Origin of the sequence: Haloarcula litorea (assembly GCF_029338195.1) — an archaeon.
GTDB classification, from domain to species: Archaea; Halobacteriota; Halobacteria; order Halobacteriales; family Haloarculaceae; genus Haloarcula; species Haloarcula litorea.
In genome coordinates, this window is the sequence record NZ_CP119779.1 from 312,459 (window position 1) to 326,134 (window position 13,676).

The window sequence follows — 13,676 nt, forward strand, 5'->3', positions numbered from 1 at the left end:
TCGCTCGGATCCGCCGCGGAATAGCTTTGGGATGGCGGCGACCGCGAGCCGATCAGAACAGGCGCTCGAAGAGCCCGCGGCGCTGGTGTTTCTCCGCCAGCAGCACCGAACAGTCGACGTGGTCGGCCACGTCGAGGACCAGCGACCCGCTCACGAGTCGTCTGAGCAGTCCCTCCTCGGTCGCACCGATGACGACCATCGTGGCGTCGGCCGCCGCCGCCTCGATGGCCGCCTCGACGTCGCCGGACTCGACGCGGATGGTGGCGTCGCCGAGCCCGTGGTCCTCGGCCCACTCCTGGACGAACGCCCGTCCGGCCTCGGGGTCGTCGTCGACGTGCAGGACCGTCACCTCGGAGTCGTACTCCGCACGCAGCGTCTCGACGATGGCCGCAGAGAGGTCCGAGTCCGGCCCGCCGGCCGTCGGCAGGAGGATGCGCGAGGGGTCGAAGCCGCGGTCCCGGAGGACGAGGAAGTCACAGGGGACCGACTCCGTGAGTTCGTCCATCGCCGACTCCGCGCGGCCGGGCGAGCCGTGGGAGTCCGGCCCCCAGCCCATCACGGTGAGGTCGGCGTCGTGGGTCCGGGCGGCGTCGAAGATCGCCTCGAAGGAGCGGTGCGAGAGGATTGTGTGGGTCTCGATGTCCACGCCGAACGTCTCGGCGTCCTCGCGGGCGCGTTCGAGCAGTTTCGCGGACGTGGCGTCGATCTCGTCGCTGCGCTCGGCGGCCCCCGCGAGTGCCGTCTGGTCCGGGACCGTGATGACGTGGGTCGCGACGACGGTCCCGCCCCGCTGTTTGGCGATGGCGCTCGCGAGCGTGATGAGGTCCGTCTCGTGTTCGGGGTTCGCCAGCGGAACCATCACGCGGTACTGGCCCCCGTCGGGCTGGACGCTCGTGGCCGCGTCGACCGCGACGTCCGGGAACCGCTCGGAGCGCGAGCGGACGTACTGCGAGAGGATCCCCTGTTTCTCCGTCCGGCTGCGGGCGTACAGCCCGTACCACAGCACCGCACCGCCGACGATCCCGAACGAGAGCAACAGCGCCGCTTCGGGTACGAACGCGAGCAGGGCGAAGGAGAGGACGGCACCGACGATCGGGAGGACGGGAAACAGCGGCACGACGAAGTCGGGGTCGTACTCCTCGGGCGCGGCGACGCGCATCACGATCAGCGCGAGGTTGAGCAGGCCGTAGATGACCAGGTGCAGGCCCGACGCCGACCCCGAGAGCAGCCCGAGGTCGCCGACGACGATGAACAGCAGGATGAGCCCCCCGGTGATGCCGATCGCGCGGTACGGCGTCCCGAAGCGGGGGTGGATCTCGTTGAGCGCCGGCGTGACGATCCGGTCCCGGCCCATCGCGAAGTTGATCCGCGAGGACGCGAGGATGGACGCGTTCGCACTGGAGGCGGTCGCGAGCAGGCCGCCGAACAGCAGCGCACCCCCCATCAGCGCGCCCTGGAGGTACTGGCCGACCTCGACGACGGCGATCGGGTTCTCGGTGTTGGGGTCGGTCACGACGTCGGCGATGAACCCCTCCGGGACGGCGGCGCTCATGATCACGAGCACGAGCGCGTAGATCACGGTCACGATGACGACGCTCCCGATGACCGCCCGCGGGAGGTTCTTGCCCGGCTGTTTGATCTCCTCGGCGACGCTGGTGATCTGGACGAACCCCAGGTAGGAGACGAAGATGAATCCGGTCGTCTCCAGGGTGGTCGCGACGGTCGTGGCGTCGGGGAGGTTCGCGGGGTCGGCCCGGAGCGTCCCCAGCAGCGTGAACACCGCCAGGATCGCGACCAGGAGGATGACGATGGCGTTCTGGAGCCGGCCGGTCTCTTTCGCGCCGACGTAGTTGATCGCCACGAAGAAGGCCGCGCCGACGAGCGCGATCAGCTTGAGCATCGAGATCGACAGCGGCCCGACGCCGACGGTCCCCGACACGCCGAAGATCCGGGCGATGTAGCGGCCGAACCCGACCATGTAGAAGGCGCTGGCGAAGGCCAGTCCCAGCCAGTTCGCCCAGCCGGCGACCGAGCCAAAGAGCGGTCCGAGCGCGTGGTTGACGTAGTAGTACGCGCCCCCCGAGCGGGGCATCGCGGTCCCGAGCTCGCTCGCGGATAGCGCGGTGAACATCGCGATGACCCCACCGAGCAGGAAGGCGACGGCGGCCATCGACCCGGAGCGCAGGATCGCCTCGCCGGGCAGGACGAAGATCCCCGCGCCGATCATCGTCCCGACGCCGATGGTCAGCGCCGCCAGCGGCCCGAGGTCCTTCGCGAGTTCCTCGTCGCTCATCCGTCACGCTCCGCCGCGCGGTCGGGGTCGGGGAGGGCGACCACCGGCCGGTCGTTCTCGGTGACGAGCTTGCGCGTCAGGTCCCCGGTGAGCAGCTGGCTGATGCGGCTCCCCTCGCGGGGGGTGAACACGACCGCGGACGCGCCGCGGTCGGCCGCGGCCTCGAAGATCGTGTCGACGACGTCGCTGCCGTACCGGATCTCGCTGTCCGCGTCGGCCAGCACCTCGCGGGCGGCCGCGAACATCTCCTCTGCCTCCGCCTCCCGCTGTTCGACGCCGGCCTTGTCCGGTGCGCCGCCGGCCTTCTCGACGACGTAGAGCAGGAGCACGTCGCCGTGGGAGTGTGCGGCGAGCGCGCGAGCGGAGTCGGCTGCGTCCTCCTCGCTGGCGACGGGGAGGACGACGCGGTCGAGCAGGGAACTCACGTCACCACCCCCCGGGATGGCGCGGTCGGTCGGCGACACGGTGTCGGAGAGTCGGCCCGTGGTTCATGGTCAGTGTAATTCGCCGACGACGCTTAATCCTCTCGCAAGCGACGCGCCTCGGCGATGGAAATACACTTGCCGGGGCCACCAGAAGCACACGGGTATGAACGACGCGGAGGGTCGACGGTGTACGTCGTGATCGTCGGAGCGGGCGAGGTCGGGTCGGCCATCGCCGACAGCCTCGCCGGCAGCCACGACGTGGCCGTCGTCGACATCGACGGCGACCGGGTCGAGGAACTGATGTACGACATCGACGTCCTCGGCGTGACCGGCGACGGCGCGGAACTTGAGACGCTGCGGGAGGCGGGGATCGCGGACGCCGACATCCTCATCGCCAGCACGAACGACGACGAGACGAACCTCGTCACCTGCGGGACGGCGCTGACGATCTCGGACGCCTTCACCATCTCCCGCGTGAAGGAGGCGAAGTTCCTGCGGACCTGGGAGCGGTCGGCGGGCGCGTTCGGCGTCAACCACATGGTCGCGACGAACCTGCTGACCGCCGAGACGGTCACCCGCGTGGTCGGCCTCCCGGCCGCACAGGACGTGGAGACGTTCTCGGACGGCGTCGTCCAGATGGCGGAGTTCGAGATCCGGACGGGGAGTCCGGTCGCCGACCAGACCGTCGCGACGGCGGACCGCTACGAGTCGCTGACCTTCGCCGCCATCCTCCGCGGGGACGGGGACGCCGAGGAGGTCGTCATCCCGCGGGGCGACACCACGATCCGGGCCGGCGACGAGGTGGTCGTCATCGGGAGTCCCGAGAGCGTCCGGTCGTTCGCCGCGGACATCGCGCCCGAGGTCAACGGCGTGAAGAACGTCGTCGTCGTCGGCGGCAGCGACGTGGGCTACCACACCGCCCGCCTCCTCCAGGACCGAGGACTGAAACCACGTCTCGTCGAGCAGGACCCCGTGCGGGCCCGCGAGCTGGCCGAGGAACTCGACGGGACCACGGTACTGGAGAGCGACGCCACCGATCGCGAGTTCCTCGAACGCGAGCGCATCGGCGACGTGGACGTGGTCGTGGCCGCCCTGGACAACGACGAGAAGAACCTGCTGGCGTGCCTGCTCGCGAAACGGCTGGGGGCCGACCGGGCCGTCGCCGTCGTCGACACCGGCGAGTACGTCCCGCTGTTCGAGGCCGTCGGGGTGGACGTGGCGGTCAATCCCCGCGAGGCCACCGCCGAAGAGATCACGCGGTTCACGCGGGAGCGCCAGGCGGAGAACGTCGCCATCATCGAGTCCGACCGCGCCGAAGTGCTGGAGATCGAGGTCGGCGACGACAGCGTCCTCGCGGGCCGCCCGATCCGCGAGGCCGTCGCGGACCTCCCCGACGGCGTCGTGGTCGGGGCCATCACCCGGGACGGCGAACTCGTCATCCCCCGCGGGGACACCGTCGTCGAGGTGGGCGACCACGTGGTCGTCTTCGTCGGGCGGGAGTCCCTCGACGCGGCCACGGCCGCCCTGTAGGCGGACCGTCGTTTTTGAGGGGAGGGGTACACTTATGTCGACTGTCGAATAATAACGGTCCGTGTTAGACACGTCGTCACTGTTCGCCCTCCTGGCCGACGAGCGGCGACGGCAGCTGCTGCTCGCCCTGATAGCGTCGGACTCCGTCGCGGTCTCCGAGGCGCTGCTCCAGCGGTCGGCGAGTGCCGAGGACGGCGAGCGGGCGACGGCGGCGGGGACCGGGACGTGGGACGACGCGCTCGACGCGGAACTGGTCGAGCTTCACCACACGCACCTGCCGAAACTGGCGGACGCGGACGTCATCGAGTGGGACCGCGAGACCGGCGTCGTCACTCGCGGGCCGGCCTTCGACGAGGTCGAGCCCTTCACTCGGCTGCTGGCTGACAACCGGGAGGCGCTGCCGGACGACCCCTTCTGAGTCAGCGCCTCCAGAACGACCGCGTGAACAGGACCAGCACGGTGATGATCTCCAGCCGACCGGCCCACATCAGCAGTATCAGCGCCGCCTTCGTCGTGTCGGGGAGCATCTCGTAGGACCCGAAGGGGCCGAGCCGACCGAACGCCGGCCCGATGTTGCCGATGGCGGCCAGGCTCGCACCGACGGCCTCAAGCGGCGTCAGCGCGATCCCGACTCGGGCGGCGTCCAGCGCCACGAACACCGTGCCGAGGCCGAACAGCAGGAAGTACAACAGCGTGAACCCGAGGATGCCGCGGACGGCCGTCTCGTCGACGACGGCGTCGGCGAGGCGGATCGGCTGGACGGCGTCGGGGTTGCTCGCGTGGAACAGCTCCCGGCGCACGGCCTTCAGCACGATGAGCCAGCGGACCACCTTGACCCCCCCGCCGGTGGAGCCGGCCGAGCCGCCGACGAACATCACGAGCACGAGGAACAGCTGGCTGTAGGGAGCCCACTGGGCGAAGTCGCTGGTCGCGTACCCCGTCGAGTTCATCAGCGAGCCGACCTGGAAGGCCGCCTGTCGGAGCGCGTTCTCGACGTTGCCCCGGGTGACCCCGCCGATCTCCAGCGCCGGCGCGGCACCGGCGAACAGCATCCCGAACAGGATCGCCGTGAAGACGGCGATGGCACCGGCGTAGGCCCGGAACTCGCTGTCCTCGACGAGGGCGCTGAGGTCCCCGTCGAGCAGGTACCAGAACAGCGCGAAGTTGGTCCCGGCCACCACCATGAACGGGATGACGACCCACTGGACGGCCGCCGAGAACGCGGCGATGCTGGCGGCCTGCGTCGAGAAGCCGCCGGTCGGCAGCGTCGAGAACGCGTGGGCGACGGCGTTGTACAGGTCCATCTCCGGGGCGTGGCCGGTCAGGTGTAGCCCGTACAGCAGGGCCGCCAACGCGGCGGTGAACAGGAAGTACGCCTGCCAGAGGATGCGGGCCGTCTCGGCGATGCGGGGCGTGAGCTTCTCCAGGCTCGGACCCGGTGCCTCCTCGCTGACCAGTTGCGCACCGTTGACCGCGAGTTCGGGGAGGATGGCGACCATCAGGACGATGATCCCCATCCCGCCGAGCCACTGGGTCAGCTGCCGCCAGAGCATGATCGCGTGGGAGTGCCCGTCGACGCTGATGTCGCCCATCACCGTCGCGCCCGTCGTCGTGAACCCCGACATCGACTCGAAGAGGGCGTTCATCGGGTCGGCGAGCGTGGAGTCGGTGCCCATCCCGGCCAGGACGTACGGGACGGCACCGACGGCGGCGACGGCGAACCACGTCACGGCGACGAACAGCAGCGCCTCCCGCTCGCGCAGCTCCGTCCCGGGGTCGAGCTGCTCGACGGCCAGCCCGGCGATGACGGTGACGACGAGCGCGACCCCGAACACGCCGGCGTCCTCGCCGTAGTAGAGCCCGACGGCCAGCGGGACGAGCATCGAGACCGAGAGGTACTTGACGACGGTGCCGGTCAGCGCGAGGCTCTTTCGCCAGTCGACGGCCGCGTTCATCCGCCCGCTCCGTCTCTGACTGTGACTCGGTGGGTCGTCGGCCGACCGCCGGTGGCTCCGGACATCGGTTCTGGACGTGGTGTCCCGGCGGGAGCGTCTTAAAACCGGCAGAGTCGGGCGCGGGGCGGTCCCCCGCGTGGACCGGGAGCGAGCGGCGGGTCGGCGGTCCGTGATCGGCGGGTCCCCGCGTCGGGGATACCCACCGACAGCTTGAGGGAGGCGACGCCCGACACGTCAAACGGATGCCACGCGACAGTTTCGCGGCCGAACTCGACGACCTCCGGGCGGACATCTGTGACCTCGGGGCCACCGTCAGCGAGCGCCTCGACCGCGCCGCCACCGCCTACGAGGAGCGCGACGCGGCCGCGGGACACGCCGTCGCGACGGCCGACGGCGAGATCAACGAACGCTACCTGGCCCTGGAGTCGCGGTGTATCGACCTGCTGGCGCTCCAGCAGCCCGTGGCCTCGGACCTGCGGTTCGTCACCGCGTCGTTCAAGATCCTCACCGACCTCGAACGCGTCGGCGACCTCGCCGCGAACCTCGGCGACTACGTCGAGGAGATGGAGTCGGGGGCGGTCCCCCGCGTCCCGATCACGGACATCTCGGAGATGGCCCGGACCCAGCTCGACGAGGCGCTGTCGGCCTACGAGACGGGCGACCCCGCGCGCTGCCGGGCCGTCGCCGAGGCCGACACCGACCTCGACGAGCGGTGCGGTGCCGCCACCGACGACTTGGTGCGCTCGCTCGTCAAGCAGTCCCCCTCAGAGGAGGAGCTGGAACCGCTGATGGCCGACACGCAGCGGTTCCTACTGACGGTACGGGACCTCGAACGGGTTGGCGACCACGCGGTCAACATCGCCGCCCGCACGCTGTACATGGTCGAGAGCGACGACGAGCTCATCTACTGAACCTTTTTCATCGTCGCCCCTCCTCGAAAACCGTTCGCGAAAAACCGCAGCCCCTCGCTTCGCTCGGGGCAGTGAAACCACGCCTCGCTCCGTTCGGCGCGGGATACTCACTCTGCCCCACCCGCTCTGCCGACCCACCGTACGATACGTACCGCTATTGAGTGCTCTGTACCGGATATTGAGCGAATGGAAAGCCTGATACGGTCGGCCGTGGGAGACCGCCCTATGCCACGCGAATCGTATCAGGAGCGGTTGGAGACGCTGCGCGAGGACGTTCTCTATATGTCGGAACTCGTCCTCGACCGGCTTCGGATGGGGCTGAGCGCGCTGGAGCAGAAAGACGAGGCGCAGGCCTGGGAGGTCATCGAAGGCGACGGCGAGGTGAACGAGCTCTACCTCGAACTCGAACAGGACTGCATCGACCTGCTGGCGCTCCAGCAGCCCGTCGCCTCGGACCTGCGGTTCATCGCGGCCTCGTTCAAGATCATCACCGACCTCGAACGGATCGGCGACCTCGCGACGAACCTCGGCGAGTACACCCTGGAGGCCGAACGCGACGTGTTCCCCGAGGTCGACATCCGCGAGGTCGCCGAGGTCGTCATCGAGATGGTCGAGGACGCGATGGACGCCTACGACCGCGAGGACGCCGAGGCCTGCTACGTCATCGCCGAGACCGACGACGAGGTCGACGCCCGGTGCGAGTCCGCCTCCGAGACGGTCGTCCGGGACCTCATCGAGCGGGAGATCGACGCCGACTCCAGCGACGAGGACATCGAGCAGCTGATGGCCGACGTCTCCCGGCTGCTGTTGACGGTCCGGGACGTCGAGCGCGTCGGGGACCACGCGGTCAACATCGCCGCCCGCACGCTGTACATGGTCGAGAACGACGACGACCTCATCTACTGACGCCCGCCGGCAGTGGGTATATTCCACGGGCGAAACCTCCAGTCGAAACCCCCGTTGGTTTCGACTGCGTTTCCGGCTTCTGTCGGTCGGTTCCCGGTGGGCCGATTCCACTTTCACTGCGGTCTGCACATCATTAAGTCGGAACCGCCGCTGCTAGAGAGCGTACACGGACGCCGCTGACGTGTCACTGGGAAAGACAGAAACCGCCCGAGCCGCTGCTCCGAGACTGGTAGCAAATCCGAAAGGAATCGGGGAAGGCAAGGGTTATACGACATCCACCAATACCTATTCGCCGTCACAAATGACAGGACTTCGGCCGACCGTCGAGAGGGGTATCGACCGGCAGACGGACGCTGCCGGTGGGAGGACTGACGAATGAGCGACGCGGAGCCGTCCGCCGGGGACCTCACGCTCCCCATCAAGCGCACGGACGGTGACACCATCGAGGAACGCCTGACGAGCAACGCCTACCACAACATTCTCCCGGCTCGCTATCTCCGGAAGGACGCGAACGGCGACCTCGTCGAGGAGCCGGAGGACCTCTTCGAGCGGGTCGCGAAGAACATCGCGCTGGCCGAGGCCGTCTTCGAGGCCGACCAGCGCGACGAGGAGATCACCGTCACGCCCGACCAGCTCAAGCCCGACCACCCGCGCCGGGACGAACTGGCCGCGGAGGTGTTCGGGAGGGGCACCACCGCGGCGGACGACGCCGAGACGACGCTCTCAGTCTACAACGTCAACAAGTTCGCCTACGAGACCGTCGTCCCCGAGCTGCCCGAGGACGTCCGGAGCCACGTCGAGTCGATGGCCGACCGGTTCCAGGAGCAGATGGAGCAGCTCTCCTTTATGCCGAACTCGCCGACGCTGATGAACGCCGGCGACGAGCTCCAGCAGCTCTCGGCCTGCTTCGTCGACTCGCCGGAGGACGACATCGACGACATCCACCAGACGGCCAAGGAGGCCGCCCAGGTGTTCCAGTCCGGCGGCGGGATGGGCTACGCGTTCTGGCGGCTGCGCCCGTACGGCGACCCCGTCGGCTCGACCGGCGGCATCGCCTCCGGGCCGATCACGTTCATGCGGACCTACGACCAGATGTGCGAGACCATCGCCCAGGGCGGCGCTCGACGGGGCGCACAGATGGGCGTGATGCGGGTCTCGCACCCGGACGTCATCCAGTTCATCCACGCCAAGAACAAGGACGTCTCGCTGGCCGAGACGCTGCGGCTGAACGACCCCGACGACTTCACGCACAACTCCTTCGCCGAGGCACTGGAGGAGGCCCGCGGCCTCATCGACGACGACGGCAAGGTGCCCGAGCACCTCCGGAACGCCGTCGAGGGCCACCTCTCGAACTTCAACATCTCCGTCGGCGTCACCGACGACTTCATGGACGCCCTGCAGGCCGGCGAGGAGTTCACGTTCACCAACCCCCGGACCGGCGACCCCCACGTCGCGACCGCCGAGACCGAGGAGCTCTACGAGATGTTCGACCTCGGCGAGTACGTCGAGGCCGGCGAAGTGCTCTCGATCCCCGCCGAGAAGCTCTGGGAGCGCATCGTCGAGGGCGCCCACGAGAACGGCGAACCGGGCGTCATCTACCTCGAACGCGTCAACAAGGAGCACTCCTTCGACGTCGAGGAACACCCCGAGCACCGCATCCTCGCGACCAACCCCTGTGGCGAGCAGCCCCTGGAGGAGTACGAGGCCTGCAACCTCGGGCACATCAACCTCTCGACGCTGGCGGCCGAGGACGCCCCCGACTGGCGCGTCTGGGCCGAGGAACACGCCGACGAGTACGACTCCCAGGCGGCCGCCGTCGAGGCGTTCCTCGACGAGGCCCTGGACTTCGAGGAGTTCGACGAGCGGATCGAACTCGGCACGCGCTTCCTCGAGAACGTCGTCACGATGTCTGACTTCCCGGTCGAGGAGATCGAGCGGAAGGTCCGGGAGATGCGCAAGATCGGGCTGGGCATCATGGGCCTGGCCCAGCTGTACATCCAGCTCGGCGTCTCCTACGGCTCCGAGGAGGCCAACGAGATCGCCCGGCAGGTCATGCGCCACATCAACCACGGCTCGAAGGCGACCAGCCGCGAACTCGCACAGCAGCGCGGCACCTTCGAGGAGTGGGACAACTCCAAGTACGCGGACCCGACCGAGTACCGCGAGTGGTTCGAGAAACAGACCGGCGAGGACGCCGACGACTGGGAAGACGGCTTCCCCATCCGGAACCACAACACGACGACCATCGCGCCCACCGGCACCACGTCGATGATCGGCAACACCACCGGCGGGTGTGAGCCCATCTACAACGTCGCCTACTACAAGAACGTCTCCGACGACGTCCAGGGCGACGAGATGCTGGTGGAGTTCGACGACTACTTCCTCCGGACCTTAGAGGAGAACGACATCGACGTCGAGGCCGTCAAGCAGGAGGCCCAGGAACAGATGGCCGACAACGCCTTCGACGGCGTCGACGGGCTGACGACGGTCCCGGACGCCATCGGCGAGCTGTTCGTCACCACGGGCGACCTCTCCGCACAGGACCACGCCGGCGTGCAGGTCGCCTGCCAGGAGGGCGTCGACTCCGCCATCTCGAAGACTGTCAACGCCCCCAACGACTCCACCGTCGAGGACGCCGCCGAGGTGTTCGAGTACATCTACGACCACGGCGGCAAGGGCGTCACCTACTACCGCGACGGCACCCGCTCGAAGCAGGTGCTGACGACCCGCGCCCAGAACACGGAGTTCTCGGACATGGACGCCGAGGAGGTCGTCGCCCAGATCGAGGAGGTCTTCGGCGGCATCGAGGGCTTCCTCGAGGACGACGCGGTCCAGGCGGCGCTGGACGACTCCGTCGAGGAGATGCTCTCGGTCGCCGACGGCGAGCAAAGCGAGTTCGCCCGCAAGCGCAACCGGCCCGACGTCCTCCACGGCGTCACCCAGCGCATCGACACCGGCTACGGGAAGCTCTACGTCAACATCAACGAGGACCCCGAGGCCGAGCGGCCCTTCGAGCTGTTCGCCAACATCGGCAACAGCGGGGGCTTCACCGCCTCCTTCACCGAGGCGCTGGCCAAGACCATCTCGACGGCGCTGCGCTCGGGGGTCGACCCCCGGGAGATCGCCGACGAGCTCCAGGGCATCCGGTCGCCGAAGGTCGCCTGGGACAAGGGCGAGCAGATCCAGTCCATCCCGGACGCCATCGGCACCGCGCTCCGGCGCTACCTCGACGGCGACGTCGACAAGGCCTACCCCCAGCAGGCCACGCTGGAGGAGACGGCCGAGGACGAGGAGGATGCCGAGCGTGAGGCCGCCACGCAGACCGACGGCGGACCCGCCGCCCAGCCGAGCGGCACCCAGACCGCCGACGGTCCGAACGCCGACGCCGGGACGGACGCCCAGCAGGAGCTGATCGACGCCGGCGAGAGCCCGGAGTGTCCGGACTGCGGCTCGCTCTCGCTGTACTACTCGGAGGGGTGCAAGACCTGCGAGTCCTGTGGCTGGTCCGAGTGCTGAGCTGACCACCCACCCCGCGGCCACCCGGAGCGTGTGACACCGGAGCCCGGTTCTCGCCGCCCGCTCGCCGCCGCCTTCTACTCGAACGCGACGACGTCGTAGACGCCTCGCACGTCCGTCTCCTCGACGCGTGCGGTGACGTCTGCCCCCTCGTCGCGGCCGGCGTCGGCGACGAGCGTGACGGGCTCGATGGCCTCTCGGCGGAGGAACGCGAGGACCCGTTCGAGCCACGAGGGGCGGCCGCCCTTCCGGCAGACGAGGATGTAGCGGGACTCCGCCAGCGACGCCAGTTCGGGGTCGAGGTCGTAGTCGTCCCGCTCCTCCGGGGGGACGACGTGGATCACCTCGCCGTCGATGGTCTCCATACCGGTGCCTCGGGGTGGGGACGGATGTACGTTACCGGTCGAACCGCCGCGAGACCCAGCCGGTCGGGCCGCTCGGTCGCGGGCCCGTCTCCTCCTCCGTCTGGACGACTCCCCGCTCGTCGATCATCCGGACGACCACCTCGTGGGGCTGTCCCGGGGCGTCGTAGGCGAACTGCCACTGCCGCCAGGCGTCGGCGGCCCGGCCCTCGCCGTCGGGGGCCGGCAGGGGCTCGGAGAGGTCGGCGTCGGCCCAGGTGTCGCCGCCGTCGGTCGACACCTCGACCGCCGAGACCCCCTGGAGGCCGCCGTAGGCGTGCCCGGCCAGTTCCCGGCGGCCGTCGTTCAGCAGCCGCGCGTGGTGGAGCTTCGCGATCGGCTTGACCGGGCCGGTGCCCTGCCAGCCGCGCTTCTCCCAGTAGCCCGTCGCCTCGCGTTCCAGCAGTTCGATCTCGGAGAGCCACTTCACGTTGACCTCGCCCCAGTGGCCCGGGACCAGCGCCCGCACGGGGTAGCCGTGGCCCCGCGGGAGCACGTCCCCGTTCATCCCGTAGACCAGCAGACCGCCCCGGAGCGCCTCCAGCGGGAACTCCTCGTAGTAGTCGTCTTCGGCCCGGAGCATCACGCACTCGCAGTCGCTGTCGACGCCGGCCTCCTCGAGGAACCGCTCGACGGGGACGCCGGTCCACAGCGCCGTGTCCATCTTCTTCCCGTTCAGCGAGTCCCCCACACAGCGCAGCGTCGAGAAGCGGTTCTCGGCCTCCATCGCCAGCAGTTCCTCGTAGTCGACGGTCACCTCCCGCTCGACGGCCCCGGTGACCGACAGCGACCAGTCCGCGGCGGCCACGTCCGGGTCGACGGCGTTGATGTCCACCTCGAAGAAGCGGTCGCTGACCAGGGGTTCGAGGCCGCCGACGTCGAGCGTCCGGGCCTCGGCGGTGGCGAGCTTGGCCTCGATGTCCTCGTTGTCCGCACCCGCCGCGTCCAGCGAGGGCGCGTTCTCCGCGGTCGCCGTCGGCGTCCGCCGCTGGCCGGCCGTGTACCCCAGCGCCGTCGCGCCGAGCGCGACGCCGACCGTCGAGAGCGCACGCCGCCGCTTCGAGGAGACCGGGGCGACCCGGCCGCCGGCGGCGTCCAGCGTCTGTGCCACTGCCACGACGCCGGCGGCCGCGAGCGCCGGCGCGGCCGCGAGGACGACTTGCCGGGTCAACGCGAGGGCGACGACCCACGTCAGGACCGCCGTCCCGACGGCGGGGAGCAGGCGGTTGTTCGCGGCCTCGCCGGTCAGGAGGGCCGCGCGGGCCGCCAGCGCCACGAGCAGGCCGGTGACGGCGACGGCCGTGACGAGGTTCAGTTGCTGCCCGAGGCTCCCCAGCGTCGTGATCGCGAACGAGACGATCGCGCCGGGCATCGACCGTGCGAGCGTCCGTTCGACCGGGGAGGCGAGGAAGGCCGGCGTCGCCCCGGTGACGGCGAACGACCCGGCGAGTCCGGCCACGCCGGCGAGGGCGCTGACCAGCGTCACGCCCCGCCGGGAGTCGAGGACGGCGTCTGTCATAGGTGGAGCGAGGGACTACCCGACGAAAGGCGTTGTCCAAATTTCCCCCAAAAAGCGAAGCCCACGGGGACCGACCCCCGAGTATGAGCGACGACAGCGGCGGTCGGCCGTGTCCGATCTGTGATCGGGCGATGTACCACCGCCACTGCAAGTACGTCTGTCCGGAACACGGCGTCGTCTTCGACTGCGCTGATACGTTCTACTGACCCGGCTGACGGAT

At 69.4% G+C, this 13,676-nt stretch carries 11 protein-coding genes; 6 read left to right on the forward strand and 5 right to left on the reverse strand.

The genetic code is table 11. The annotated features are described in order from the left end of the window. Positions 1-52 precede the first annotated feature (52 nt). On the reverse strand, positions 53-2,293 hold the full coding sequence (locus tag P0592_RS01735) for an amino acid permease (RefSeq protein ID WP_276272541.1): 2,241 nt from the start codon (positions 2,291-2,293) through the stop codon (positions 53-55). Then, on the reverse strand, positions 2,290-2,718 hold the full coding sequence (locus P0592_RS01740) for a universal stress protein (protein WP_276272542.1): 429 nt from the start codon (positions 2,716-2,718) through the stop codon (positions 2,290-2,292). The genes P0592_RS01735 and P0592_RS01740 overlap by 4 nt, the downstream gene beginning before the upstream one ends. 186 nt (positions 2,719-2,904) lie before the next feature. Between P0592_RS01740 and trkA the strand changes: the two genes are divergently transcribed. Next, entirely contained in the window at positions 2,905-4,248 is a 1,344-nt protein-coding gene (gene trkA, locus P0592_RS01745; protein ID WP_276272543.1) for a Trk system potassium transporter TrkA, read from the forward strand. A gap of 61 nt (positions 4,249-4,309) precedes the next feature. After that, positions 4,310-4,666 (forward strand): DUF7344 domain-containing protein, encoded by a 357-nt coding sequence (locus tag P0592_RS01750; protein WP_276272544.1) that lies wholly within the window; start codon positions 4,310-4,312, stop codon positions 4,664-4,666. A 1-nt stretch (position 4,667) separates the two neighbouring features. On the opposite strand, the gene P0592_RS01755 is transcribed toward P0592_RS01750, so the two are convergent. Next, positions 4,668-6,203: a TrkH family potassium uptake protein gene (locus tag P0592_RS01755; RefSeq protein ID WP_276272545.1), complete on the reverse strand. Its 1,536-nt coding sequence runs from the start codon at positions 6,201-6,203 to the stop codon at positions 4,668-4,670. Positions 6,204-6,445: 242 nt separating this feature from the next. On the opposite strand from P0592_RS01755, the gene phoU (P0592_RS01760) reads away from it, so the two are divergent. From phoU (P0592_RS01760) to P0592_RS01770, 3 genes are all read left to right on the forward strand, one after another. Next, positions 6,446-7,114, forward strand: coding sequence for a phosphate signaling complex protein PhoU (gene phoU, locus P0592_RS01760; RefSeq protein ID WP_276272546.1), 669 nt, complete (start codon positions 6,446-6,448; stop codon positions 7,112-7,114). 225 nt (positions 7,115-7,339) lie between these two features. Further along, entirely contained in the window at positions 7,340-8,020 is a 681-nt protein-coding gene (phoU, locus tag P0592_RS01765; RefSeq protein ID WP_276272547.1) for a phosphate signaling complex protein PhoU, read from the forward strand. Between the two features lie 375 nt (positions 8,021-8,395). After that, entirely contained in the window at positions 8,396-11,536 is a 3,141-nt protein-coding gene (locus tag P0592_RS01770) for an adenosylcobalamin-dependent ribonucleoside-diphosphate reductase (RefSeq protein WP_276272548.1), read from the forward strand. Positions 11,537-11,613: 77 nt separating this feature from the next. On the opposite strand, the gene P0592_RS01775 is transcribed toward P0592_RS01770, so the two are convergent. Both P0592_RS01775 and P0592_RS01780 read right to left on the reverse strand, forming a co-directional pair. Then, complete coding sequence (locus P0592_RS01775) at positions 11,614-11,901, reverse strand: DUF7526 family protein (RefSeq protein WP_276272549.1); 288 nt, start codon at positions 11,899-11,901, stop codon at positions 11,614-11,616. A gap of 31 nt (positions 11,902-11,932) precedes the next feature. After that, a complete protein-coding gene (locus P0592_RS01780) occupies positions 11,933-13,456 on the reverse strand; it encodes a molybdopterin-dependent oxidoreductase (protein WP_276272550.1) in 1,524 nt (507 codons plus the stop codon). An 83-nt stretch (positions 13,457-13,539) separates the two neighbouring features. Here P0592_RS01780 and P0592_RS01785 point away from each other — a divergent pair, with 83 nt between their 5' ends. Next, complete coding sequence (locus P0592_RS01785; protein WP_276272551.1) at positions 13,540-13,662, forward strand: HVO_2523 family zinc finger protein; 123 nt, start codon at positions 13,540-13,542, stop codon at positions 13,660-13,662. The last annotated feature ends 14 nt before the right edge of the window (positions 13,663-13,676 follow it).